Source organism: Nonomuraea sp. H19, assembly GCF_052068215.1.
Classification (GTDB): Bacteria; Actinomycetota; Actinomycetes; order Streptosporangiales; family Streptosporangiaceae; genus Nonomuraea.
Map to the genome: position 1 here is coordinate 22,049 of NZ_JBQHCV010000009.1, position 24,207 is coordinate 46,255.

26 protein-coding genes are annotated in these 24,207 nt (G+C 68.4%); 9 read left to right on the forward strand and 17 right to left on the reverse strand.

Annotation, left to right across the window (positions count from 1 at the left end; translation table 11 throughout):
* The first annotated feature begins 156 nt into the window (after nucleotides 1-156).
* From ACTMTI_RS20935 to ACTMTI_RS20945, 3 genes are all read left to right on the forward strand, one after another.
* Nucleotides 157-1,140, forward strand: coding sequence for an enoyl-CoA hydratase/isomerase family protein (locus tag ACTMTI_RS20935; RefSeq protein ID WP_441122122.1), 984 nt, complete (start codon nucleotides 157-159; stop codon nucleotides 1,138-1,140).
* A gap of 452 nt (nucleotides 1,141-1,592) precedes the next feature.
* Nucleotides 1,593-1,808, forward strand: coding sequence for a transposase family protein (locus ACTMTI_RS20940; protein WP_441122123.1), 216 nt, complete (start codon nucleotides 1,593-1,595; stop codon nucleotides 1,806-1,808).
* 91 nt (nucleotides 1,809-1,899) lie between these two features.
* Complete coding sequence (locus tag ACTMTI_RS20945; protein ID WP_441122470.1) at nucleotides 1,900-2,406, forward strand: hypothetical protein; 507 nt, start codon at nucleotides 1,900-1,902, stop codon at nucleotides 2,404-2,406.
* Here the strand turns inward: ACTMTI_RS20945 and ACTMTI_RS20950 are convergent.
* On the reverse strand, nucleotides 2,354-3,238 hold the full coding sequence (locus tag ACTMTI_RS20950) for a LysR family transcriptional regulator (protein WP_441122124.1): 885 nt from the start codon (nucleotides 3,236-3,238) through the stop codon (nucleotides 2,354-2,356). The two genes, ACTMTI_RS20945 and ACTMTI_RS20950, sit on opposite strands and share 53 nt — an antisense overlap.
* 70 nt (nucleotides 3,239-3,308) lie before the next feature.
* On the opposite strand from ACTMTI_RS20950, the gene ACTMTI_RS20955 reads away from it, so the two are divergent.
* Entirely contained in the window at nucleotides 3,309-4,493 is a 1,185-nt protein-coding gene (locus tag ACTMTI_RS20955; RefSeq protein ID WP_441122125.1) for an MFS transporter, read from the forward strand.
* Nucleotides 4,494-4,845: 352 nt separating this feature from the next.
* Here ACTMTI_RS20955 and ACTMTI_RS20960 read toward each other — a convergent pair whose 3' ends face one another.
* The 3 genes from ACTMTI_RS20960 to ACTMTI_RS20970 all read right to left on the reverse strand — a co-directional run bounded on the left by ACTMTI_RS20960 (nucleotide 4,846) and on the right by ACTMTI_RS20970 (nucleotide 7,832).
* Nucleotides 4,846-5,415 carry a TetR/AcrR family transcriptional regulator gene (locus tag ACTMTI_RS20960; protein WP_441122126.1) on the reverse strand — a complete coding sequence of 190 codons (570 nt, stop codon included), beginning with the start codon at nucleotides 5,413-5,415 and terminating at the stop codon, nucleotides 4,846-4,848.
* A gap of 69 nt (nucleotides 5,416-5,484) precedes the next feature.
* A complete protein-coding gene (locus tag ACTMTI_RS20965; protein ID WP_441122127.1) occupies nucleotides 5,485-6,639 on the reverse strand; it encodes a serine hydrolase domain-containing protein in 1,155 nt (384 codons plus the stop codon).
* A gap of 2 nt (nucleotides 6,640-6,641) precedes the next feature.
* Nucleotides 6,642-7,832 carry a serine hydrolase domain-containing protein gene (locus tag ACTMTI_RS20970; protein ID WP_441122128.1) on the reverse strand — a complete coding sequence of 397 codons (1,191 nt, stop codon included), beginning with the start codon at nucleotides 7,830-7,832 and terminating at the stop codon, nucleotides 6,642-6,644.
* A 459-nt stretch (nucleotides 7,833-8,291) separates the two neighbouring features.
* Here ACTMTI_RS20970 and ACTMTI_RS20975 point away from each other — a divergent pair, with 459 nt between their 5' ends.
* On the forward strand, nucleotides 8,292-8,780 hold the full coding sequence (locus tag ACTMTI_RS20975; protein WP_441122129.1) for a VOC family protein: 489 nt from the start codon (nucleotides 8,292-8,294) through the stop codon (nucleotides 8,778-8,780).
* Between the two features lie 330 nt (nucleotides 8,781-9,110).
* Nucleotides 9,111-9,842 (forward strand): HAD family hydrolase, encoded by a 732-nt coding sequence (locus ACTMTI_RS20980; protein ID WP_441122130.1) that lies wholly within the window; start codon nucleotides 9,111-9,113, stop codon nucleotides 9,840-9,842.
* An 823-nt stretch (nucleotides 9,843-10,665) separates the two neighbouring features.
* On the opposite strand, the gene ACTMTI_RS20985 is transcribed toward ACTMTI_RS20980, so the two are convergent.
* Nucleotides 10,666-10,905, reverse strand: a complete 240-nt coding sequence (locus ACTMTI_RS20985) for a helix-turn-helix domain-containing protein (RefSeq protein ID WP_441122472.1) — start codon at nucleotides 10,903-10,905, stop codon at nucleotides 10,666-10,668.
* Nucleotides 10,906-10,944: 39 nt separating this feature from the next.
* Here ACTMTI_RS20985 and ACTMTI_RS20990 point away from each other — a divergent pair, with 39 nt between their 5' ends.
* Nucleotides 10,945-11,490, forward strand: a complete 546-nt coding sequence (locus ACTMTI_RS20990; RefSeq protein ID WP_441122131.1) for an LppU/SCO3897 family protein — start codon at nucleotides 10,945-10,947, stop codon at nucleotides 11,488-11,490.
* Here the strand turns inward: ACTMTI_RS20990 and ACTMTI_RS20995 are convergent.
* The 3 genes from ACTMTI_RS20995 to ACTMTI_RS21005 are packed head-to-tail and all read right to left on the reverse strand — an operon-like array spanning nucleotide 11,465 to nucleotide 13,095.
* A complete protein-coding gene (locus ACTMTI_RS20995) occupies nucleotides 11,465-11,614 on the reverse strand; it encodes a hypothetical protein (protein WP_441122132.1) in 150 nt (49 codons plus the stop codon). The two genes, ACTMTI_RS20990 and ACTMTI_RS20995, sit on opposite strands and share 26 nt — an antisense overlap.
* Nucleotides 11,615-11,659: 45 nt before the next feature.
* Entirely contained in the window at nucleotides 11,660-12,448 is a 789-nt protein-coding gene (locus tag ACTMTI_RS21000) for an MBL fold metallo-hydrolase (RefSeq protein ID WP_441122133.1), read from the reverse strand.
* On the reverse strand, nucleotides 12,439-13,095 hold the full coding sequence (locus tag ACTMTI_RS21005; protein ID WP_441122134.1) for an AMP-binding protein: 657 nt from the start codon (nucleotides 13,093-13,095) through the stop codon (nucleotides 12,439-12,441). The genes ACTMTI_RS21000 and ACTMTI_RS21005 overlap by 10 nt, the downstream gene beginning before the upstream one ends.
* A gap of 319 nt (nucleotides 13,096-13,414) precedes the next feature.
* On the opposite strand from ACTMTI_RS21005, the gene ACTMTI_RS21010 reads away from it, so the two are divergent.
* Nucleotides 13,415-14,056: a TetR/AcrR family transcriptional regulator gene (locus ACTMTI_RS21010; protein ID WP_441122135.1), complete on the forward strand. Its 642-nt coding sequence runs from the start codon at nucleotides 13,415-13,417 to the stop codon at nucleotides 14,054-14,056.
* Nucleotides 14,057-14,439: 383 nt separating this feature from the next.
* Here ACTMTI_RS21010 and ACTMTI_RS21015 read toward each other — a convergent pair whose 3' ends face one another.
* Genes ACTMTI_RS21015 through ACTMTI_RS21040 form a run of 6 tightly spaced genes read right to left on the reverse strand, consistent with a single transcriptional unit; the run spans nucleotide 14,440 to nucleotide 19,853 of the window.
* Nucleotides 14,440-15,660, reverse strand: coding sequence for a cytochrome P450 family protein (locus ACTMTI_RS21015; RefSeq protein WP_441122136.1), 1,221 nt, complete (start codon nucleotides 15,658-15,660; stop codon nucleotides 14,440-14,442).
* A complete protein-coding gene (locus ACTMTI_RS21020) occupies nucleotides 15,564-16,889 on the reverse strand; it encodes a cytochrome P450 (protein ID WP_441122137.1) in 1,326 nt (441 codons plus the stop codon). Before ACTMTI_RS21020 ends, ACTMTI_RS21015 begins: the two co-directional genes overlap by 97 nt.
* Entirely contained in the window at nucleotides 16,886-17,464 is a 579-nt protein-coding gene (locus ACTMTI_RS21025) for a GTP-binding protein (protein WP_441122138.1), read from the reverse strand. Before ACTMTI_RS21025 ends, ACTMTI_RS21020 begins: the two co-directional genes overlap by 4 nt.
* Nucleotides 17,445-17,795: a DUF742 domain-containing protein gene (locus ACTMTI_RS21030; protein ID WP_441122139.1), complete on the reverse strand. Its 351-nt coding sequence runs from the start codon at nucleotides 17,793-17,795 to the stop codon at nucleotides 17,445-17,447. The genes ACTMTI_RS21025 and ACTMTI_RS21030 overlap by 20 nt, the downstream gene beginning before the upstream one ends.
* The gene (locus tag ACTMTI_RS21035; protein ID WP_441122140.1) at nucleotides 17,792-18,247 is read right to left on the reverse strand and encodes a roadblock/LC7 domain-containing protein; all 456 of its coding nucleotides are present in this window, start codon (nucleotides 18,245-18,247) and stop codon (nucleotides 17,792-17,794) included. Before ACTMTI_RS21035 ends, ACTMTI_RS21030 begins: the two co-directional genes overlap by 4 nt.
* A gap of 7 nt (nucleotides 18,248-18,254) precedes the next feature.
* Nucleotides 18,255-19,853 carry a hypothetical protein gene (locus tag ACTMTI_RS21040; RefSeq protein WP_441122141.1) on the reverse strand — a complete coding sequence of 533 codons (1,599 nt, stop codon included), beginning with the start codon at nucleotides 19,851-19,853 and terminating at the stop codon, nucleotides 18,255-18,257.
* A gap of 705 nt (nucleotides 19,854-20,558) precedes the next feature.
* Between ACTMTI_RS21040 and ACTMTI_RS21045 the strand changes: the two genes are divergently transcribed.
* A complete protein-coding gene (locus tag ACTMTI_RS21045) occupies nucleotides 20,559-21,380 on the forward strand; it encodes a nitroreductase/quinone reductase family protein (RefSeq protein ID WP_441122142.1) in 822 nt (273 codons plus the stop codon).
* A 148-nt stretch (nucleotides 21,381-21,528) separates the two neighbouring features.
* Here the strand turns inward: ACTMTI_RS21045 and ACTMTI_RS21050 are convergent, their stop codons facing one another.
* The 3 genes from ACTMTI_RS21050 to ACTMTI_RS21060 are packed head-to-tail and all read right to left on the reverse strand — an operon-like array spanning nucleotide 21,529 to nucleotide 24,172.
* The gene (locus ACTMTI_RS21050; protein ID WP_441122143.1) at nucleotides 21,529-22,272 is read right to left on the reverse strand and encodes a glucose 1-dehydrogenase; all 744 of its coding nucleotides are present in this window, start codon (nucleotides 22,270-22,272) and stop codon (nucleotides 21,529-21,531) included.
* A complete protein-coding gene (locus ACTMTI_RS21055) occupies nucleotides 22,272-23,252 on the reverse strand; it encodes an alpha/beta hydrolase family protein (RefSeq protein WP_441122144.1) in 981 nt (326 codons plus the stop codon). Before ACTMTI_RS21055 ends, ACTMTI_RS21050 begins: the two co-directional genes overlap by 1 nt.
* On the reverse strand, nucleotides 23,249-24,172 hold the full coding sequence (locus ACTMTI_RS21060) for a zinc-binding dehydrogenase (RefSeq protein ID WP_441122145.1): 924 nt from the start codon (nucleotides 24,170-24,172) through the stop codon (nucleotides 23,249-23,251). The genes ACTMTI_RS21055 and ACTMTI_RS21060 overlap by 4 nt, the downstream gene beginning before the upstream one ends.
* Between the last annotated feature and the right edge of the window lie 35 nt (nucleotides 24,173-24,207).

The following is a 24,207-nucleotide window of genomic DNA, read 5'->3' on the forward strand; positions in this document are numbered from 1 at the left end:
CGGGGCCGCCGCGAATCGCGTACAGCCCTCACCCGGGCGCCCACGAGTCCGCTTCACGGCGGTTCCTGGGCGGACTGCGTCGCCGTTTTCACGCGGGAGCGTGACCCGCGCGAGCGCCCGAAATCGTCGACCACAGCCGACTCGCCGGAGGATCACATGGACACGTCACGAAGTTCCCGAAGCAGCTCGCAGCCCGCAGGGCACATTGCCGTTGAAGGCCACGCCGGGGTACTCGTCGCCCGTATCGACGGAGGCCCGCATGCGTTGTTCGATGCCGCGATCTCCAAACAATTGAAAGAACTGGTTGATCGCGCAGACCGGGATCCGGACATCCACGCGGTCGTCTTCACCGGCACGCATCCTGATCGCTTCCTGAGTCATTCTGATGTTCGCTGGCTACAAAAAGGTGGCACTGGATTCCCGCCCATCAATACACGCATCGCCGGGCTCGTCGCGCGCACGGCGAGACTCATAAATAGATTGCCAATTGTCAGAACGCTCGCTGGGATGACCCGGCTCAAGACACTCTTGGAGCTCGACAGCTTCCACGCGACCTTCCTGAAGATGAATGCAAGCGGCACCATCTTCATTGCGGCACTCAATGGTTCGGCATTTGCCGTCGGCGCGGAATTGGCATGGGCATGTGATCTGCGCATCATGGCAGACGGGGACTTCGTCCTCGGCTTGTCAGAAGTCCTGCTCGCACTTACGCCGGGTGGTGGAGGCTCTCAACGACTGCCTCGTCTGATTGGTACCCAGCAAGCGTTGGTTGCCGTTCTCGAAGGCAGGCCATTTACGCCAGCGGAGGCTCTCTCGCTCGGCGCAGTCGACGAAGTGGTGCCGCAGGAAAAGGTGCTCGCGCGTTCGATAGAGCGCGCAGAATACCTGAGCCTGAGATCAAAGAAGTCTCTCGGAGCAATCAAGCGATCCATATACTTTGGCGGCTCTCTGTCGCTCGAACAGGGCTTGCAGCTTGAGCACGCCGAGTTCCTGGTCAGGGATCAATCAAAGGAAGCTCAGCGGCGGATGCTTGAATATATCGCCACCACGGACGCCACTGGCGAGCTCCCTCTGCTGGATCGGGAGACGTACGCACGGGCACTCAACGCCGGTCGTATCGGAGGTAGTTCAAGCGAGTAGATCGAGCCCATTTGGTGGCTTCTTCTTGGTCAGCAGTTCATCGCCTGGCGCGGGCCGTTGCTGAATCCGCCGGTGTCGAAACGGGCCAACAAGCGCTTCTCGCAACGCATCCATGGTGCGGGCCAGGCGGGTCAGCTCGGGGACGGCGGAGTCGGCAGTGCACCAGCCAGCGGTGCGGCCGCTGCTCGGCGTCGTCTCGGTCGCGGGCCCGGCAGATCAGCCGCAGGTCTTGGGCGGCGATCCAGGTCCGCAGGTCTGCTGGTCGTCGCTGTTCCGTCGGCCAGGCCGGCCAACAGCGGGATTGCTGCGCGACTTTCGGCGTGAGCGGGATGGCGTCGTTGCTGGTGAGCGTGGGCGGGTTGTTCAGGCACGGGCACGGCAAAGTCGGTGAGTGCGCGGCGGGGACTCTGTATTGATGTCCAGAGTGGATTTGACGGGCGGGCACGGCTCCGGTGATCGAGCCGGACAGCCAGACACGACCTGTCCTGCTCGGTCGTAACGGGCAGGAAAGCCTGCTCAGGGCCCTGTCGGAGGTACCTGATCCTCGGGACGCGCGGGGTATCCGGCACGGGCTACCGACGGTGCTCGGGTTGGCCCTGGCGGAGGTGCTGGCCGGGAGCGTGTCGGTGTACGCGATCGGGCAGTCGATCACCGGGTGTTCGCAGTAGACGTTGAAGGTGTTCGGCGCTCGGGCGGACCCGGCGACCGGCCGGTTAAACTCCAGAGGCGTCGGCAATCGCCGAACTCGACCTCGGCGCGCTGGTAGCCCACCAGGCCCGACACACGCTGGCCACCAAACTCCTGGCCAACGGCGCAGCTCTCCCGCACATCAAGCGATACCTCGGCCAGTTGTCCGAGCGAATGGCTGAGCATTACGCCCACGTCGCGCTGTCAGAGATCGACGACGTCCTCCAGCGCGTCTGGGTCACCGGCCCCGGGTCCGCCGAACCCGGGCAACTGCTCTCCACCGACCTCACCCCGCTGACCCGCGAGGAGGCTCAGGCGCGCCGAGCCGAGGTCTCCCGCACCTTCCTGTATCAAAATCACCAGGCCAAGCAGCTCCTCGCCGACGACAGGGCCAGCAGCCCGACCAAGCCCGCCAGCAGCCGACCACGATCTGCCGACCAGGCCGTTCCCTGGAAGGACCGTGCGCTCAACGCCGAGGACGCACTGAAGGCGGCCTACACCGAGATCGGCAACCAACGCGAGCACATCAGCCGCCTGGCTTCAGGATCGTGTCGAGGAAGGCGTGGCTCACGGGGCTGAGCGGGCGTGCGGCGGAGGCGGCCAGGGCGACCTCGAACTCGCCCGGCAGCTCGCGTACCCGCAAGAAGGTGAGGCCGGCGGCGTGGCGGGTCAGGAAGCCGGGCACGAAAGCGACCCCCAGCCCGTGCCGGACCAGGTCGAGGATGGTGGAGATGTCGTTCATCTCGAAGCTGACCTGCCGCCCGACGCCGGCGGCGGCGTAGGCCGCGTCCACCGCGGATCGCACGCCCCAGGTGGGCGGGAAGTCGATCGTGGTCTCGGTGGCGAGGTCGGTGAGCGCCACGGTGTCGTGTGCGGCCAGCGGGTGGTCGGGATGGCAGGCCAGCAACACGGTCTCGGTGCCGATCGGATGGCGGACGAGGCCGGGCGTGACGCCGGTGACCAGGAGGAAGGCGAGGTCGAGGTCGCCGTCGTGCAGCCGCTGGGCGTGGTCGGTGCCATCGTGCGCGCCCGTGCCGCGCAGATGGAGGGCGACCTGGGGGTGTGCGGCGCGAAAGCGCACCAGGTGGGTGGCCAGGCCGGTCGGCGAGTAGCCGTACAGGATGCCGAGGTTGAGCGTGCCGGCCAAGCCGCCGCGTACGCGGGCGATCTCCTGGCGGGCGGTGCGGACCTCGGCGAGGATGCGGCGCGCCTGGGGAAGCAGGGCGCGGCCGGCGGGGGTGAGGCCGACGTGCTGGGTGGTGCGCTCGAACAGCGGCACGCCGAGCTCGCGCTCCAGCGCTTTGACGGAGGAGGAGATGCCGGACTGCACGATGTGCAGGCGGGCGGCGGCGCGGGTGAAGTTGCGCTCCTCGGCGACGGCGACGAAGTGCTCCAGCTTACGAAGATCCATCTGTGATTCCGCTTACCTTATCAGGTTTTCATGTTGGACAGAGATCAATCGTGCCTCCACAGTGGGAGCCATGTCCAGAATGTCGCTTTCGGTGGGAGCCGTCGGCTGGTGCTACGCGGTCGGGATGGCCGCCAACACCGTGCCGACGCCGCTGTACCCGCTCTACCAGCAACGCGACGGGTTCGACATCTCGGCCGTGACGCTGGTGTACGCCACGTACGCGGCGGGCGTGCTGGCCAGCCTCCTGCTGGCCGGCCACGTGTCCGATCACCTCGGGCGACGGCCGGTACTGCTGGCCTCGATCGCGATACAGGCGCTCAGCGTCGCGGCGTTCCTGCTCTGGCCGGGCGTGGCGGGGCTGGTCGTCGCGCGGGTTCTGTCCGGTGCGGCGGTGGGGGTGCTCACCCCGACGGCGAGCGCCTATCTGGCCGACCTGTATGCGCACGCGGGCCCGGATCGGGCGGCCCAGGCCGGCACCGCGGCCAACTTCGGCGGGCTCGCCGCCGGGTCGCTCATGGCCGGGACACTGGCCCAGTGGGCGCCCGCGCCGCTCGTGCTGCCGTATGTGGTCTACGGGGCGCTGCTGGTGCTGGCTCTGGCGGGGCTGCGCCTGGTCCCGGAGACCAGGACCGCGGCACCCGGATGGCGCTACCGCCCGCAGCGGCCGACACTGCCGGACGCGGGCCGGGCCGCGTTCTGGTCGGCGGCGTGGGGAAACCTACTGGCATTCGCGGTGCTCGGCCTCTTCGTGGGCATGGCGCCCGCCTTCCTGACCGCCCTCGGCCACGGTCGGTCACCGGCGCTCTCAGGCGCGATGGTATCGGCGGTCCTGGCCGCGGGCGCGGCGGCCCAGCTCTTCCTGGCCCGGCTGGATCATCCGCGCCTGGTCGCCGTCTCCCTGGCCCTGCTGGTGTGCGGGCTGACGCTGGGCACCCTCGCCGTCTGGACGTCCCATCTGGCCGCGTTCCTGCTCGGCGGCGCGTTGTGCGGGGGCGGCGCGGGCGTGCTGTTGAAGGTCAGCCTGGCCGCGGGAACGGCGCTGTCGTCCGGCGGACGCGATCGGGCCGGCGGACTTGCCACGCTGTTCCTGGCCGCCTACATCGGCATGTCCATCCCAGTGCTCGGACTCGGCGTGGCCACCCAGCACACCGACGCACGCACCGCACTGACCGGCTTCGCGATTCTGGCCGCCTGCGTACTGGCCGGCGTCACACCGGGCCTGCTTCGACGGCCCTCGTTCACGCACCAGCAATGATCTGCTCGCCCAGGTCTTCCCAGGCCAGCGCCCCTGCTGGACCGGTCGTCCCGGGGAAACATTCAGGGGTCCCGGTGTGTTCATACCGGCTGCGTGCGGGACGAGAAGACGATCGCCTCCCACGATCACCTTGATCCGATCCCGGCAGCATCGTTTCGAAAAGGGCTGGACGTTTCGTGACGGCAAGGTCAGCTTGACGAACTTACACCTCGGCGCTCACATCAAGTACATGACCGCGATGTGAACTGGCAGCTCGGCACGATGTTGACACTAAGATCGTTCGGAAAAGTCCACGACCGTGCGGGCGGGCAGCGTTGCGCGCGTCTGGGACGCGGACCGACTATCTCACCGTCTAAGGCTCGGCGATCGGTTGGGGATCGAGGATCGCGCTCGCGCCGCGAAGGAGTTCAGCACGTAGGTCGTCCACCGGCACGTCTGTGAGTTGGCTGATGGGATCGGTGGCCGCGGCGAACGCCTGGGCCGCGCGTATGCGTCGGCGCCAGTCAGGATCGGGCCCGGCGAGCAACTCGATGGCCCGGTTGACGATGGTCACCATCCTCGACATGACATCGGTCGTCTCGTCGCTGTATACAGAGGCGTCGCGCAGGAGCAGGGCCATGGTCTCGCGGTGGGCCAGCATGACGTCGAGACAACCGCCGAGCACGTGCTGCCTGATCTCCGCCTGCGTGGAGCGAGTCGCCGCGGCGTCGACCGTCGACTCGAGCTGGTCGATGGGGGGACCCACCAGGCTGGCCAAAATCTCACTCTTGCTGCGGAAATGGTGATACAGGGAGGGCTTGGTGATGCCTACCCGCTCTGCGATGTCGCGCATCGAGGCGGCCCGGTAGGTTTGCGTGGTGAACAGTTCCCGTGCTGTCTCAATGATGCGACTTCGGGTGTCGCCCTGCTCGGTACGCGGCAACTGCTGTCCTCTGTACTCGGTTCTCAGCTGATCACAGCCTATCCACAGCTCAGCGTGCTGGATCGGTAGTTACGGGAGAGCGCCGTACACCAGTGCCGCCAGCCGCCTGGCGTTGGCATCCGCGCCTTCGATGTAGCCGGACATGCGGTTGGGCACGTACGCGAACGCGAGATCATGCGCGGGGTCGGCGAAGGCGAGGGCTCCGCTGGTACCACCGTGCCCGAACTGTGTGCGGGTATCACCGGGCCACAGTGGCCCGCCCGGCAGCATGAACCCTAGACCGAACCGGGTGTTCATGAGCATGACCTGGTCGCAGCCCTGGGATTCTTCGTGTACGGCGGCGTCCAGCAATCGGGGGTCGATCAACCGGTGCCCGTCGACCTCGCCGATGAGTGAGGCGTACAGCCAGGCAAGGGCAGAGGCGCTGGCCACACCGCTCATCGACGGCTCTCCGACGGCCAGGAAGGCGGGGTCGTTGAACTGGTCGGTCCTCGACATGGACAGTGTGTTGAGCGATCTGGCCAGCAGGGTCCTGGAGGCGAAGACCGCCTTGCTGAACTCGGCGAACTCCGGCTCCTTGGGCCGTGCTCGCATCAGTTCCATGATCGGAAAGATCAGGGGCGCCAGCCGTCCGGCCCCGCCTTCGCCAAGTCCGACGAACACGTCTTTGCCCATCGCGGCCGCGACGCGCCTGGACAGGACTTCGCCGATGGTGTGCCCGCTGACGCGGCGCACGACCTCCTGCAGGATCCAGGCGCCGGTGTTGGGGTGGTAGCCGTGTGCGGTGCCGGGCCGCCAGGCCGGGGCTTGAGCGGCGAGCGCCTCGATGGGGCTGTCTCCCGCGATCAGACCGCGCGACGAGATCGGCTTGTCGAGTGCGGGCACTCCCGCTCGGTGCGACAGCAGCCACCGTACGGTGATGTCCTGCTTGCCTTCGGCAGCGAACTCCTGCCAGCACTCCGCCACGGGTGTGTCCAGGCTGAGCGTGCCGTCCTGGACCAAGAGCAGCACTGCGACGGCCAGCAGCCCTTTGGTGGCACCGGTGACCGGGGCGATCGTGTTCTCGTTCCACGGCCTCCGTGTCTTGACATCGGCGGTGCCCGCCCAGATGTCCACGACGGGGACACCCCGGTGGTAGACGCACAGCGCCGCGCCACGGTCGTCGCCCTTGCCGACAACCCGCGAGAACGCCTCGGCAACGGCGGAGAAACGCGGTTCCAGCATGGTCAGAGCCTCCCTGCGTACAGCGCCTCGATCAGGCCGCGGACCCGGAAGTCGCCGCCTTCGAGCAGCTCGGAGCCGCGGTTGGGGACGTAGGCGAAGGCCAGGCCACGTTGGGGGTCGGCGAAGGCGAACGAGCCGCTGGCGCCGCTGTGTCCGAACAACCCGGTGGCCTGTTCCGGCGCGGGCCACATCGGACCACCGGGCAGCGCGAACCCCAGCCCCCACGACGTTCGCACCCGCAGGATTTCGTCGATGCCATCGCCGTAGGATCGACGCACCTGGTCCACGAGCTGAGGGCTGAGGAGCCGCACGCCGTCCACCTCGCCGGCCAGCGCGGCGTAGTAGCGCGCCAGCGACGGGGCGGAGGCGACGCCGTCCATGGACGGGCTCTCCACCTGGTAGGTCTTGGGGTCGTTGGTGGCGTCCCAGTCGATGGTGACGCTGCCGAACATGGAACGGTACGTCAGCGTGGTCGGGTCGTTCAGCGCTTCGACCATGTCGGCCAGCTCGGGCACCTCCATCCCCAGCATGATCTGTTCGGCGTCGGGGACCACCATGGTGGCCATCCGGGGCAGCTCGGCGTCGGGTACGCGGATGTAGCAGTCGAGGCCGCCGAGTGGCGCGGCGATGTGGCGGGCGAAGAACTCGCTGAGGCTTGTTCCGGACACCCGCCGGACGATCTCACCGGTCAGATGGCCGAACGTCACACCGTGGTAGCCGTGGGCGGTCCCGGGCGGCCATTCGGGCGCCGCGGCGGCCAGGGTGTCGGTGATCGGCGTCCAGTCCCTAAGGTCTTCCCACGTAACCGGCCTGGCCTCCATCGACGGCAGCCCCGCGCGGTGGCTGAGTAGCACCCGCACGGTGATCTCACCCTTGCCGTTCTGGGCGAACTCCGGCCAGTAGCGTGCCACCGGCGCGTCCAGGTCCACCTGGCCACGCTCGATCAGCAGCAGTAATGCTCCCGCCGCGAAGGTTTTGGTGGTCGAGGCCAGGGCGGCGATCGTGTCGCGCTCCCACGGCCGATGGGTGTCGGGATCGGCGTAGCCACCCCACAGGTCTACGACCGGCTCTCCGTTCTGGTAGATGGCCAGCCCGGCGCCCACGTCGGCACCCAGGGCGAGATTGCGTCGAAAGACGTCCCTCACCGCCTCGAAGCCGTTGGCGACGGTCCCGTTGACTTCGGTGACATCCATGGCAGTCCTCTCATCTCGCTCTACCGACCGGTCGGTCGGCTGGTCGAGATTGGAGACTACCTACCGGTCGGTTGGTTTGCAACTTCTCGTCGTCACCTCTGCGCAGTCATCAGTACTCACCCGCGACGTCCGGGAAGCGATCATTCTTCGTGCGGGAAGCGATCTTCTGAGGCGTTCAGTCCGGCCAGGTCGCGCCCATTTCGTGAACACCCCACCGGATGCCAGGTCTTGAGGCTCGGTATCCAGGCGACGACGTGATCCCAGCGCAGCGCGCGCGTGCCTCCTCGGTGCGGACTCCGTGGTGAGGCTGATCACCACGTAGGCGTGGAGTTCGGAGAACTCACGCGCGCCGCGCGCGAGCACATCGAGCGGACGCTCCGTGCCGTGTAGGACAGAAACTGGCCTATACGAGGTCTAGTGTCGGCGGCACATTCCGGCACGCAAGGGAGGCACCCCAAGATGTCTGTCAAGGCGATCCCCGAGGGCTACACGACCGTCACACCGTGGATCATCTCCCGCGACACGGCCGCGGTCATCGACTACATCCGGAAAGCGTTCGGCGCTGAGGAACTGGGCCGGGTGATCGACGCCCGCGGAGTGATCGGGCACGCGGAGGTCCGCATCGGGGATGCGATCGTGATGCTGTTCGACGGCGACCCGAGTTGGCCCGCGACGCCCGCGTTCCTCCGGCTGTACGTCGAGGACGCCCGCGCCGTACACCGCAAGGCTGTCGAGGCGGGAGGCGTCTCCATCTCGGAGGTCACCCACCTGGCCTTCGGCGACCTGGTCGGGCGGGTGCGCGACCCGTTCGGCAATGTGTGGTGGATCCAGACCCGCATCGAGGACGTGACGCCCGAGGAGATGGAGCGACGCTTCGGTGACCCGGTGTTCACCGCCGCGATGGAGTACATGCAGCGCCCCGAGACCGAGATCTTCCCTCAGAGCTGACCTCGACCGACCTGGAGGTACGTCACACCGCCATGGTCTGCAGCCTTCACCTGGTCGTCCTTCTTGCGCTGTCGGTCCCCGGCAACCTACTTGTCGTCAAGATGAGCCCGAAACCAGTCGCCTGGAGCGGTTTTTCATCCCCTGTTGTCTGGTTTTTAGGGCTGTTTGGAGCCGGGGCGGCGGCCTGTCGGGAAATCGTCTAATCCCGACACCCTCTCAGGGCAGGCGCTGGCGGATTGAGCACTTCAGGTGGCGTGGTCCGCCAGACCGGGCGCCAAGGTGCTGGGACCCCTCTGGCGTCAGGGACAAGCGCCACGAGATGATCATTCTATGGCGGATGTGGTCTTCTTCGATCTGGACGGCACCCTGGTCGATCATCGAAGCGCGGTCTGGGAAGCGATCGGCCAGATCGTCCAGGCCGCGCCGAACGCGACAGCTCCGCCGGAGGAACTGGTGACGTTGTGGTGGACGCTTGAGGGGCGCCACATGCGGGAATACCTGGCCGGTCAGTGCTCCTTCGCTGAGCACCACCGACGCAGGCTCCGTTCCTTCCTGCCGATGCTCGGCGAGCCGGTTCCGGAAAGTCCCGGCCTTCTGGACGCCTGGATCGCCGAGCGCTACCTCACCGTGTTCGAGGAGTGTTGGCGGTGCTATCCCGATGTCCAGCCCTGCCTGGAGAACCTGAGACGGCTTCCCCGAGGACCGCGTCTGGCCGTTCTCACCAACGGGGACCCCGAGCAGCAGCGCGCCAAGCTGGCCCGCTTCGGCCTCCTGGAATACTTCGAAGCCGTCCTGACCCCGACCGAGCTCGGTGTGGCCAAGCCCGTCGCCTACGCCACCGCCTGCCGGTGGATGCGGACGGACCCCGCGCAGGCGGTCAACGTGGGCGACATGCTGGAAAGCGACGTGAACGCGGCCGCCCTCGCCGGGCTCACCGGCATCTGGCTGGATCGCGGCGTCGACTTCATCACCGGTGGACCATCGCCGACGGCAGACGAGACGGTGTTCCGCATCGAACGGCTCACCGACCTCCCCGACCACCTATCTCGCACGAACGCCTGACCGGCTCTCACGAACCTCAGCGTGGTCACCGCCGACGGGCGGCGGTGGCCTGTTAGTCGAGGTCAGCCGTGCTCTGCCTCGTTCCGTACCCGCAGCCACGCGTGCATGCTGACGGCGCGAATCTCGGTCGCATCGCGGAAGCACGCGGGGTAGGGCAGGTTCTCTGGGGCGTCGCCGTTCGGCACGCTGGGGTCAGGTATGGCCAGAGCTGGCACCTCGACAACGACCCGCCACTCGTCGGGACCGCACTGGGCCATCCCTGGCGGAATTTCCGTCCAGTCCAGGACCCGGGAACGGTCTGCCGCACCCAGTGCCAACGGACCTGCCTGCCAAACCCGTGGCAGCTGACGGGCCGGGCCCCTGCTCCCCGGAGCCCGGCCCGTCAGCGATCAATAACCGTCAGATCGGACCACCGGCGCGTCCGGAATCGGCAGCGCGGCGATGGCTTTCCCACCTCTGACGGTACGGCCGCGGCGGGCCTTCTCCCTACGGGCAGGCGGAACCGATCCGCTGCCAGGGCCCGCAGTTGTCGCCGGAAGACGAGCAGCACAGCCTCCTGTACCAGCCGTTCGAGACGCACCTGTACTGGTATCCGCACACCGCCGACGCCCTCACTTCCGGGACCACCAGCGCCAGAGCCCTGTCGATGAGCACTCTCACGTCCTGCCTCCTCGCATCCCCTACCTGATGACGGTTGTGGCGATTGTCGGGGCGGGCGTTAGCGGGCGGTTAGCGCGGCGATAACGCGGACCCGCACCGGGACCCGGGACCGGCTATTGGGCCGTCCACGCCTTCAACAGCCACTCAACCGTCTGCTGAACGGTCAGCTGGAACAGCCGTGCCTTGCGCCCTCGCGCCAGGCTTTGCGCCAGCGCGTCACCGATTGCTCGTGCACCCGTAACCGTGCGGCGACCGTCCTGATCGACTCTCCGGCCTCGAACCACTCGCCCGCCTGCAGCCGTACACGCTCACGGCGTTCCTGCTCAGCGGGCGTGTAGCCACCTCTTTGCCCGTAAAGCAGTGACGTGCAGAGGACTTCACCCGCTTCGGCGATTCCGTAAATGAGCGGAAGCGTCCGGCTACCCGGTTAGGCTGCCGTGCCATGATGGGCGCCTCGAGTGATCGCCGCCGTACCGTTGCCTGCCTCACCACGGGCCTCGCCTGTGTGCTCCTGATCGCGGTGGGCGCGGGGTGCGCCGCCGCGGACGATCCGACCAACGCCCAGGTCGGCTCCTGCCTCGAAGCGCTCGGAAAGGGCGGCAAGACCCTCCGGGACGACTTCCACATCGTCGGGTGCACCACCCCGCGGGCCGCCTACAAGGTGATCAAGAAGGCGAACCGCTGTGACGACGTCACCAACGGATACGCCGTGATCGGCGGCCGCCGATCACGCGGCCAGCTGTGCCTGATGTTGAACGCGAAGGAGGGCGACTGCTTCTACCAGGAGATCGGCTTCCCCACCGGCAAGGTGTCCAAGGTGCCCTGCGGGCCCTCGGCGACCTACCGGGTCACCAAAGTGTGGGACGGAGCCGCTGACGCCTCGGTCTGCGGCGAGGGCATTCCCAACTGGACCAAGACTCCTGATGAACTGCCGCACGCCATCGTGTACCGCAACCCCGCGCTCACGCTCTGCGCGGATCAGCCGTGACCTCGGCCCGGCCGATCCGCCGGCGCAGCCACCTCGCCAGGTCGGCGATGGCGCGCCGACCGGGCGAGGTGCCGCAGCTGGTCAGGATCGCCTTGACGCCGCTGTCCAGCGCGGCCGCCAGCACGTCCTGTTCGTCGGCCTGCTCAGCGGCACTTGGGCGTGGTCGGCATCATCCGCTGACGTTGAGAGATGGCCAGGCGAGTCGATAGGGCTCACCGGGCGGCAGCCAGTGCAGACGGTCGGCGAGCCCGGCGTCGGCGAATGTGTCGGAGATCCGCCCGGGGTCCTCGTTGAAGTGCTCCCATGAGTCGAAGTGCACTGGGACGACCGTCGCGGCGTCCAGCGATCGCGCGAGTCGGGCGCCTTCGGAGCTGTCCAAGGTGAAGGAGAAGTCGCCGAGGGCAGGGACGCGGGCGTCACCGAGGTGCAGGAAGGCGGTGCCGATGGTGAAGCGCTCGCCGATCCGGTCGAGCTCGTCGTAGTAGACGGTGTCACCGGAGACGTACAGGGCGGCCGATGCCCCCGGGATCTCCAGCACGAATCCGATCACGTCACCGGCGAGCGGTTCAATCCCTTCGGGGCCGTGCCGCGCCGGGGTCGCGGTGACCCGGGCGGTTTGGTGGCCCCCGGAGAGCTCGAAACTCTGCCAGGGGTCAAGTCCGACGGCTCCGGGGATCCGGGTCGCGCCCGAGCCCGTGGTGATCACGGTGCCCGTCGAGGCGAGCAGCGCCCGCCCGGCGTGGTCGAGGTTGTCCGGGTGCTGGTCGTGGCTGAGCAGCACCACGTCGACAGGGGGAAGGTCGGCGGCGCCGACGGCGGGATCCTTCGTGCGGCGCACCGGGACGGGATAGTCGTAGACCGTGCCGGCCGGGTCGAGCGCCGGGTCGGTCAGGACGGTCAGGTCGCCGATCCGCAGCAAGACCGTGGCGGTGCCGATATAGGTGGCGGTTACGTCCATGCGTCCTGTTCCTTGTCGAGGAGACCGGCCAGCCGGTGCCGGTCGGGTTTGCCGATCGGGGTCAGCGGGATGTATTCGACGAGGTACACCTCGTCAACCGTTCTCGCGCCGGTCAGGTGGGCGGCGCACCAGGCTCTGAGTTCGTCTCGGCAGACGTCGCCGTGGCCGAGGATCGCCACGAGGTCGCCCGGCGCGGGAGCCCGTTCGTCACCTTCGTCGCCGTCGCCGCTGGCGAGCGGCCGGTCCGCGTCAATGTCGATGACTGGCACGTGTACGCCCGCCTGGGAGACCGCCTCTTGGACCAGCGGCCGGGTGGATGCGTCTGCAACGACCGCGCGCGGCCCTGCGTGCCGCAGAGCCCGGGCGACCTGGTCCGGTGGCGACGACGGCAGGAGCGGCACGACGACCGCATCAGAACGCCAGACCGCCTCGAAGACGGCGAGGATCTCCCACCGATTCGGGATCACCACGGCGACCCGGTCCCCGCGCTCGGTCTCCGCGGTGAGGCGGGTGACAATCGGCGCCACCTCCACGGAAAACTGCGACACGGTGAGCCGCTGTGTCCCGTCGACGAGGTATTCCAAATCGCCGCCTACTCGGTCCCGGTGAGCTTCGATCAGTTCCACACAGGTCACTGGGACCGTCATGGCCCGGTCCTCTCCGGGCCCGCGACGATCTCCTGGCCGATCCGGCCAGAGCCTCCAAAGACCACTATCCGCCCCATCGTTCCCCTTCATCCGCGGCCGGCGACGACCGAGCCGAACGTTCGGGCAAACGCGGCACTCGTACGGCGGCGACACCGCGTCGGCGACGGGGGCGAGCACCACGCACGCGCTGACCCACCCAGTCCCGAGAGCTCAACATCTCCCTAACGTCATTAGGGAGAATCTAGGTGTTCTCACCCCACACCTGTCAAGGTCGTGTCCGTGCAAGGGACGGCTTGGGCCGCTTGGTAACATCCGCCCTATGGCTCCCGCGTCCAGTCTCGACCGGAAAATCGGAGACCCGGGCACCCGCGCCGAGATCCTGAAGCATGCCGCCGCCCTGTTCGTAGAGCGCGGCTACGCCAGGACCAGCGTCAAAGCCATCGCCGAACGCGTGGGGATCGCAGCCCCGTCGATCTACTGGTTCTACGAGAACAAGCAGGCGATCCTGGTCGAATTCCTGCGCAACTGCCTCGAGGACTTCCTCCAGACCATGCAAGGCCAGGTACACGGCAACACACCCGTGGAGCGGCTCACGTCCTACATCACCGCGCATGTACGGGCGCAACTCACCGACCGAACGCGCGCCGCCAGCTACGACGCGCTGCGCACCACCGGCTACCGCGACAACCTCAGCCCGGCCCAGCGCGCCGAACTGGCTGAACTGCAGAACAGGATCGTGGACATCCCGCGGCGGATCATCGCAGCCGGCCGAGATAGTGGGGACTTCCAGGTGACCGACGTGACAGTCGCCACCTACGCGCTGGTCACCATGGCCGACACCGTGTACCAGTGGTACGACCCAGGCGGCAGACTCACCGCCGACGAGATCGCCCACCAGTACGCCGAGCTGGCGTTGCGTTCACTATGTGGTGCTCTGACGGTCCCACGTGACCCTCGATAATCTTCGGATGCCAAGAGGCGTCCGCCCAGGACGATCGGGCGTACAAGATGACCGCTGCCACTTTCACCACCATGCGTTTGCGGACCCTACGCGGCATGGCCACGGTCCCGGCGTGGCGGCTGTACTTCTCGAACCTGCCCGGCCCGGTCGACCACGCCGCGGTCGACCGGGCCACGCTCGGCACCGTTGAGGACGCCGTTTGGGTGCCGGCGCTTGTATCGGCCTCTGGACGAGGACCGGATGTCCGGCCAGCGCCTTGATCCACCGTCGCGGGACTCCGTGTTCCGGCCAGGCGGCCATGCCGACCCTGTGGTCAGCCTTGACGGCACCGGCCGGAACCTCCTCCACATCCCCTCACGGGAAACGCGTGTCGCCTGTGAGGGTCACCGGTGCAGCAGGAGCGGCAGCCTGCCCCAGCCGTGCGCGATAAAGGATGGGACGTGCGCCAGCTCGGTCTCGTCCTCGGCCAGCCGCAGGTCCGGGAACCGGGCGAACAACGCAGGCAGGGCGGTGAGCGCCTCCTGACGGGCGAGTGGAGCGCCGATGCAGCGGTGCACGCCGATGCCGAAGGCCAGGTGCTCGTCGCGTTCCTTGGTCGGGTCGAACCGGTCGGCGTCCGGGCCGTGCTGGTCGGGGTCGTGCCCGGCCGCCAGGTAGCTGGCGATGATCGCGTCGCCCGCCTCGATGCGTACGCCGCCGATCTCGATCGGCTCGATGGCGAACCGCAGTGGCAGGTTGGCGATCGACGGCGCCCAGCGCAGCGTCTCCTCGATCACCGCCTCCCAGGAGATCTCTCCCAGCAGGACACGCCGGAGGTAGTGCGGATGGGTGAGCAGGGCGTGCACGGCGTTGCCGATCAGGTTGACGGTGGTCTCGTGTCCGGCCGCGATAAGGAGGAGCAGGGTGTCGCGCAGCTCGTCGTCGCTGAGCGAGTCGCCGCTGTCGCGGACGTTGATCAGCTCCGTGGTCAGATCATCGCCCGGGTGCTCGCGCTTGTAGGTGACCAAGGCGGGCAGCACGGTGCCGATCTGGACCGCCGTGGCCGTTGCCTGCTCCGGGGTGGCGGTGGTGTCCATGATGGCCTCCATCATCTGGGCCATCTCCACCCGCATGTCCGCGGGAACGCCGAACAGCTCACAGATCACCCGCATCGGCAGCGGGTGGGCATAGGCGCTGCGCAGATCGATGACCTGGCCCGGCGGCAGCGCAGCCATGGCGTCCAGCAGGTCCGCGACGATACCCTCGACGATCGGCTGCATGGCCTTGGTACGGCGCGCGGTGAAGCTCGGGGCGATCAGCTTGCGCAGTCGCCGGTGCTCCTCGCCGTAGGCGCTGAGCATGTTGGACACGCCGATCCAGGTCATGATCCAGGTCCAGCCGGGCTCGTCGGCCACCTGAGGCAGCAGCCGCCAGTGCCGCTTGTCCTTGCTCACCAGCGGATCGAGGATGAGCTGCTTGAGCAGGTCGTGCCGGGTGACGGCCCAGGCCGGGATGCCACCCGCGAGCTCTACGAGGACCAGGGGGCCGAGGTCACGTAACCGGCGGACCTCGCCGGGGAGGTCGGCTCCGAAGGGATCGAGGACGACGGGGGTTGTACTGCCCAAGGGGATTCTCCCGGCTGATCGGGGCGGATGGGGGTGAAGCGCACCGGCAGGTGCGCCAGCGCACGGTGGAACGGGCCGGGCCGCCACAGCAGTCCATCGCGCGGCACGGTCAGTTCGAGGTCGCACAGGTGAGAGGTCAGGCGCTCGATCGCGGTCATGGCGATGAGCACAGCCGGGTCGCTGGCCGGGCAGCGGTGTGGCCCGGCGCCGAAGCCCAGGTACGCGCCGCCGTCGGAGCGCATCTCCTCGGGTACGTTGCTGGGCTCGGTGTTGGCCGCGGCATAGGAGACGAGGACCAGCTCGGCGGGCTGGATCCAGGTGCCGTGGAAGTGCACGGGCTGGCGCACGAAGTACGGGCCGTAGTTCGCCATGGCGGGCTCGGCGCGCAGGGCTTCCATCAGGGCGTCGTACGTGCTGAGCGCTCCATTGCTGAGCGAGCTGTAGTAGCGGTCGTCGCTGACCATCCGGGAGATCGTGTTGGAGATCAGGTTGGCCGTGGGCTCGTAGCTGGCGGCCACCACAAGCACGATGGTCTGCGCCAGCTCGTCGCTCCCCAGCCCGGCCGGATGGTCGATGAACCAGGAGGTCAGGTCATCGCCCCGCTGGGTGTACTTGCCCTGGATCAGCTCGCCGATGTAGCGGCTGAACGCGTCGCTGCCCCGCGCGCCCGTCTCGCCGTCCGCCTCCATCATGTCCGACAGGGCCTGGGTCAGGCCGGCGCTGTCGGAGTCGGGCCGCCCGAAGAGCAGGTTGAAGACGCGCGCCGGGATGGCCCTGGCGAAATCGGCGACCAGGTCGGCCTCGCCCTTTGCGGCGAACTGGCTGATGAGCGAGTCGCACACCTCGATCACCATCTGGCGCAGCTTGTGCGGCTGGACCAGATGGAAGCAGTCGGAGATCACCTTCCGGTAGCGGGCGTGCTCGGCCCCGTCGGAGAACAGCGCGTTGGGCCGGTAGCCGAGCATGGCGATCATCCCCGTGGCCTCCGGGGTGTCGGGGAGCCGCGCCTGCCAGGCGGTGGGGTTCTTGCTCCAGACGCCGCCGGCGTTCGTGAGCACGTCCACGGCGGCCTGGTAGGCGATCACCAGGTGGGCCTCGATGCCCGGGGCGATCTCGACGGGCGCGACCGCGCCGTGCCGACGGCGCAGCTCCGCATAGACCGCCTGCGGGTCCCTGGCGTACTCGGGCCCGTACAGGCGCCCGGAGTCGGGCATATAGCGCAGGGTCATGACAACACCAGCTCTCTGATGTGCTCCACCAGCGCGATCAGCGAGGCGCGGGCGGAGGCGGGGTCGCGGGCGTCGCACACCACCAGCGGCGTGCGCGGGTCCAGGTCGAGCGCCTTGCGCAGGGCATCCGGCGGGTAATCCGGCGAGTCGGGGAAGTGGTTGACGGCCACCGCGTAGCGGATGCCGGCGTTCTCCACCAAATCGAGGACGGCGAAGCTGTCGTCGATGCGGCGGGTGTCGGCCAGCACCAGGACTCCCAGCGCGCCGCGGACCAGCTCGTCCCACAGGACCTGGAATCGGGTCTGGCCCGGCGCTCCGAACAGGTAGAGCACCACGCCTGGCAGGGTGAGGCGGCCGAAGTCGATCGCGGTGGTCGTGGTCGTCTTCTCGTTCACGCCGGAGAGGTCGTCCACCAGCGTGCCTGCCTGGGTGAGCACCTCCTCGGTGTTGAGGGGCTTGATCTCCGAGAGCGCGCTCACGATGGTCGTCTTGCCCACGCCGAACGGCCCGGCGATGACCAGCTTGACCGGGATGTGTTCGGTACTGATACGGCTGTCAGAGAGCGCGGAGGCCACTGAGTACCAACTCCAAGATCTCGATGTCGGGCAGGTCGGCGGCCGGCGGATCGCGGGTCAGCAGCGTTCCGCCACCGACCAGCCCGGCGACCAGCAACCGCACCACGCAGTACGGCAGGCCCAGATGCGCGGCGCACTCATACACCGACAACGGCCCATCCCGCAGCAGGGCCAGCAGGTACGATCCCGGAGGGTCCAGCCCGTTGGTGGCGGCGTCGGGCGCGATGTAGACCAGGGTCGTGCGCTCGACGCTGATGTACTCGGGCACGGTCAACCTCGCGGCGGCCATGTAATCCGGGACGACGCGCCGCCGCTGCCGTCCGGAGGTCATGCCCGGACGCCCGGCACCCTGGCCGCACTGGCCTCGTCGAGAGCTTTGATCAGCTTCTGCACCTGGAGCTGCACCTCGTAGGCCAGCGCGCCGACGTTGACTGCCCCGGTGGCGGCGACGACGATGGCGGCGCGGTCGCCGGCCGGGGCGATGTAGTAGTAGCCGCTGCCGGCGGAGATGACAATGTCCACGACCTCGCCGTCGACGCCGTTGCTGAGACCGTCGCACAGGGCGCGGGCGGCTCCCAGCACAGAGCTCGTCATGGCGGCGGCGCGCTCGCCGCTCTCGGCGGTCACGTCGGCCGAGCCGCCGAGGATGAGCCCGTCACGGCTCAACACCACGCCGCGGGCGACACCAGGCAGTGCCAGCAGGGGCGACAGGACCCAGGACACGTCGAGGGACAGCGGGCGACCCTTGGCCTGAACACGGTTGGAAGCGCTGCGAGTGTCCATGGAGCGGTCAATTCCCTTCGGTGATGTCATGCTGCTGCGGCGGGAGCGCTTCGCGGCGGCCCGCTTCGGCCCCGACCTGGAAATCTCCCCACCGCTTCTGGGCCTCCTCCGGGGTGGTGAGCGACCTGCCGCCCGAGTCGGCAGAACCGCCAGAGCCGCTCGATCCGCCGGTGGGCCCAGAGCCAGACCCGGCAGGCGACGACTGGCGGCGGCGCTGCGGTAGCGGCGCCAGATTCTCCGCAGGGGGACGTCGTTGCTCGGACGCCGTCGCGGGTTCCGGACGGAGCGCTGCCGCGGGCTCCGAGCGGATGGCTGTGGTGGAGGCTGGGACGGAGGCCACAGGCTCCGGCCGGATGGCTGTGGTGGAGGCTGGGACGGCGGCAGCAAGATCCGGCCGGATGCCTATGGCTGCGGCCGGGACAGTGACGCGGACCGGCTCAGGTGCCAGCACCGACGGTCGGCTGTCCTCCGGCATCTCCACCAGCAGGGCGGTGGGAATGCTCAGCACGGCCTGGACGCCGCCGAAGGCGCTCTTCTTGACCGTGACCTGCATGCCGTAGTGGGCGACCTGACGGCCGATCGCGGCCCAGCCGGTGTGCGGCGGGTTGCCCAAATCGACCAGGCGGACCGGGTGGGTGCCACTCAGCAGGCGGCTCGCGCGGGCGTACTGGTCCTCGTTCAGGCCGACACCGGCGTCGTCGATGACGATGGCGGCGCCGTTGTTGGTCTCGTGCACGGCGATGGTCACCTTGAGCGTGCCATGGGAGTGGTGGACCGCGTTGGCCAGCAGCTCGGCGGTGACGAACAGGATCGACTCGGCGGCGCGGGCGGCGACCCCGATCCGGCGGCGCAGGTGGTTGGCCGGGCCCTCGATGCGCTGCTCGAAGTTCTCCACCCGGGAGATCGCGCCCACCATCAGGTCCACCAGATAGGTGTCGTCACGCGACAGGCCGGGCGTGGCGCCACAGGCGATGCCGGTGACCTGCGCACGACGGATGATCAGTTCGTTGAACATGTCGAGTCCCAGCACCTCGCGCAGCAGCGCCGTGTGCTCGTCGCCGCTGTAGCGCTGTTGTACGCCGGAGAGCAGGTCCTGGGCGCGCAGTGCCTGGGTCTGCACGCGGGACATCGCGCCCCTGATGATCGACTGGGCCGCCTCGTCGATGCGCTCGCCTTCCGCGCGGACGCCGCGGGTGAGCGCGTCGAGGATGGCGCGGTGCTGCCTGTCGACGTCCGTGCCGGCGAGTGCCGGGTTGTGCACGCCGGGGACGATCACATGCGGCGCGCGCAGGTGGGACAGCAGGGCGGGAATCCGCTTCGAGATCAGGTGCTCGGTCTCGGCGCGCACGAGGTCCTGCTGGGCGCGCGCCTCGCGCAGCAGTGCCTCGCTCTCCTGGGTCTGGCGCTCCGCCTGCACCTGCCGCTGGTCCCTGGCGCTGGTCTCGCGCGTCAGGTGCTCCTGCGCCTGACGGGCCTGAACCAGCTGCCCACGGGCCCGGGTGAGGTCGTTGCGTACGCGGAAGTGGAGGATCAGGACGCCCGCGAGGGCGAGGGCGAGAACGGCGGCGCCGATCACTATGGGGACGCTGAAGGAGTCTGGCGGCATGACAGTCCTGGGGGTCGAGAAGAGCCGGCGGGGAGATGTCGACCGCCGAAGAGCCCGCTAACGGCGCGTGTCGGCCTCGCACGGCGGCTGGCGAGGATCACGCCGGCGTGGCACACGCCCTGCCGCGACGTCGGCACGGTTGTGTGCCTGCTGCGGCTCTGCCTGAGGCATGGCGAGGCCAAGCGACATGAGCATCCTCGGTCTCAGTGGAACGACGGCCGAACGGGAAACCCAGTATTCCCCTTTAGTCACGATAGTCAACTGTGTGTAAGGTTGTCAGTGCATTCGGCCTCAACATATGGCCGGATTTGTCCGGATCGATGGGCCCTGCTGAGGGATCTCCGGTCCTGTCTGCGAACCCATATTCGATCGTTCCAGGCCGCGTCGGCCGCAATCACATCGACGACCTCACTGATCACATGCGGGCTCTTGGGCCAGTTGAGCCGACTCGCCCAAGATCTTCTCCATGGTCTCCCACGTGATCATCGGCGGGATGCCCGCCCTTTTGAAAATTGCCGGCACGCAGGTATGCCACTTTTGCGGAAAATATCTTGATGAAGTAGCGTGATCTGCCTGACTGCCGGGTCGGCCTTGGGCCACGCACCAGAGAGCAGCCCGGCTGACGCTTGATCGCCGGGCGGGCCCGTGGCCCGCCGTCTTCTTCTCCATTCAGTACGGCACATCAGGAACCACCAATGGAGAAGAATGGATTTCAACAAGCAGGTCATCGACGAGTTCCGCGCCAACAACGGCCAAGTCGGTGGCCATTTCGAGGGAGCGAGGCTGCTCCTGCTCACCACCACGGGCGCCCGCTCGGGCGAGCCACACACGACCCCGCTCGCCTACCTGCCCGACGGCGTCGAGCGCATGCTGGTCATCGCCTTCGCCGGGGAAGCGCCGAACAACCCGGCCTGGTACCACAATCTGAAGGCCAGCCCGCGCGCCACCGTCGAGACTGGCGTCCTCATCTTCGATGTCGAGGCGGAGGTCCTGGAGGGCACCGAGCGTGACACGGCGTTCGCCCGCGCGGTGGAAGGCGACCCCGGCTGGGCCGACTATCAGGCCAAGACGACGCGCACCATCCCGGTCGTCGCACTTCGCGTGACTGGTCCGCCCCGGGATAGCGCACCGTCGGGCGGTGCGTACCTCAAGCTGGTGCACGACGGCTTCCGCCGCGAACTCGCGCTGATCCGCAAGGAGCTGTCCGATTCAGGACGGCCAGACCTGGGCGTACAGCTCAGGATCAATTGCCTGACCGTCTGCCAGGGGCTGCACCATCACCACACGGGCGAGGACACCATGATGTTCCCCGGCCTGGCCGAGCAGCATCCCTCGCTCGCTCCGACCTTGGAGCGGCTGGCCAAGGAGCACGAGCGCATCACCGTACTCCTGGAAGAGCTGAAGCAGGCCCTTTCCGGTGGGGATCCGCTAAAGGTGCGGGCCGAGATCGAACGGCTCGTCGATGAGCTCGAAGCGCACCTGACGTATGAGGAGGAGCAACTGATCCCGGTTCTCGACCTCGCCTGAAGTCCGAGGAATTGGGAAACCATCTCGGACCAGCCGGGAAGCGATCTTCTGGGCGCTCGTGGTGCCGGGCCGCTGGGAGACGTGAGAGATCGGCCGCTGGGCTGCGGGTGCCCGTCTCTCGTGCATGGGCGGGCATGGGCGGGCATGGTCAGGCGGGGATCGCGGTCACCAGGCCGCCATCGATGACGAGGTCCTGGCCGTTGATGTAGGACGCCTCTGAGGAGGCCAGGAACGTCACCGCCGCGGCGACCTCCTCCGCCCGGCCGAATCGGCCGGCCGCCACCCGGCCGGTGATGGCCGTCGACTCTGTCTCGCTCAACGCCGCGGCCGGGTACATCGGCGTGTCGATGTACCCCGGGCTGATGGAGTTGACGCGGATTCCACGCGGCGCGAGTTCCGCCGCCAAGGTACGGGCCAGGTTGTGCGCGGCCGCCTTGGTGGCCGAATAGAGCGTGAGGATGCCGTTGCCGCGATGCAGGGTCCAGGAGGCGTTGATGACGATGGAGCCGCCATCGGCCAGCAGCGGCAGCGCCTTCTGGATCGTGAAGAACACGCCTTTGACGTTCACGCCGATGGCCTGATCGAAGTCGGCTTCGGTGATGTCGGCGAAGGGCGCGAACGTGCCCACGCCGGCGTTGGCGAAGACGACGTCCAGCCGGCCGTACCGAGTCTTGATCATATCCATGAGGGCCACCAGATCGTTGAGGTCGGCCGCGTCCGCCACCACGCCGAGGGCGTGCGAGCCGAGCACGGCTGCGGCCTGGTCCACACGCCGCTGGGTGCGGCCGGTGACGATCACGTGGGCGCCTTCGGCGACGAGGCGGTGTGCGGTGGCCAGTCCCATGCCGCTCGTGCCGCCGGTGATCAACGCGGTTTTGTCGATGAAGCGCATTATGTGAGTGCTCCGGAAAGTCGGTCGGCGGCCGCCGGCAGCCAGTCGGGGCGGGCGTTGCCGAGCAGGTGGTCGCCGTGAGGGATGTGCAAGTACTGTCCGCGTGGCGCCAGGCGGGCGAGGGGTTCGCCGTTGGTCACGCCGGGGATGAGGTCCTGGCCGCCGTCCACCACCATGAGAGGGCAGGTGATGCGCGGAGCGAGGGTGGACAGGTCCACCTGGCGGGCGAAGTGGCGGGCGGCTTCCTCTCCGCCGGCGCGCTGGATGAGAATCTCCTGTACGGGGGACGGCAGGGTGTTCCAATCCAGGCGGAAGGGACCGCTGACGGTGACCGCGGCCGCGACGCGCGGTTCATGGGCGGCGCTTTCGGCGACGTAGTAGCCGCCGAGGCTGAGCCCGACCAGTCCGACGCTCTCGACGCCGAGTGCGTCGATGACCCGGCTGATCACCTGGTGGTAGGCCGCAGTGATCGTGGAGGTGGCCGCGAGCGCCCCCTGGCCCGGCCCGTCCATGGCGAACACGGCCAGGCCCCGGCGCAGCAAAGCGGTGGTCACGTCGTGGAACTCCTCCTTGCTGGAGTCCAGCCCAGGCACCACCACGGCCGTGGCCGCCGCGTCGGTCGGGCCGCGCAGCCAGCCGGCGAAGCCCGATCCCTCGATCCGGCGCGCGCCGGGCTCCAGCAGTTGCAGGGCGCGGCCCATGGCGGAGTCGGCTTTGGCGGCGGCGAGTGCGTGTTCAGGATTCGGCCCCAGGGTGGCGAAGTGGAACCAGCGCGCTGCGACCTGACAGTGCTCGCCCGCGGAAATCGCCGTGCCCGCCTGCTCGGCGCGCGCAAGGTGTCCGTGTGCGGCGCGCATCAAGACCTCGCCCCATTGGCCCAGGTCGGCCAGCTCACCGGTGACCCGCTGGTATTCGTGCGGGTCCAGCCCGGCTCCCGTGGCCCGCGTCAGGTTGGCGGCGGCGAAGTCGGCGGCGCTCATCGTGGTGCTCCGATCGTCAGGACCGCGTTACCGCGGATCCGGCGTTCCCGCAGGTCGACCAGCACATCGGCGGTCTGGCTCCAATCGGCGGTACGGCCGATCTCCGGGTGAAGCCGGCCTCCGGACATCAGACGTACCAAGGTGGCCAGATCGGGACCGTATGGCGCGCCCGCATAGTGGAAGTGCCGGATCACGGCGTTCTCCGGCCCGGCGAGCAGGTCGAAGAAGTTCATCGTCGCCGGGGTACGGCTGGCCTGGCCGAACCAGACCAGCGTGCCGCCGGGGACCAGCCTGGCCAGCGCGGTCGCGAACGCGCTTCCGCCGGTGGACTCCAGCACCACGTCGAACGGCCCGCCCGCGTCGGCCACGTCGTGCACGATCGCCGCGGCACCCAGCTCGCGCAGGCGTGCACCACGCTCCACAGTGGCGGTGACCGCACTCACCTCCGCCCCGGCCGCGGCCGCCATCTCGGTGAAGTAGTGGCCCACCCCGCCAGAGGCGCCGGTGACCAGCACCCGCCTGCCCGCCAGGGCGCCGACCGTACGGAGCAATCGAAGCGCGGTGATCCCGGCCAGCGGCAGCGCGGCCGCCTGGACGGCGCTGATCTCGTCGGGCAGCACGGCCAGCGAGTGAGTGGGCACGGCCACGTACTCGGCCCAGCCGCCCATCGGCGGATGGCCCACCACGCGGGTGCCGGCCGGCGGTCCCGAGCCGTCGGCGGCGGCCTGCACGACCAGGCCGGCGACGTCCTTGCCGGGCAGCAGGCCGGGTTTCGGCTCTTCCAGAAGGAAGGTCTCACCTCGGTTCGGGGAGAAGGCCTCGACCTTGATCAGCGCTTCCCCTGCGGTGGGTACGGGCTGAACGTCCTGGGCGAACTCCACCGGACGCGCTGGATCTCCCGTGGGGATCAATCTTCGCATGCAGCCATGAAACCGGCGCACGAGCCGCGGGATCC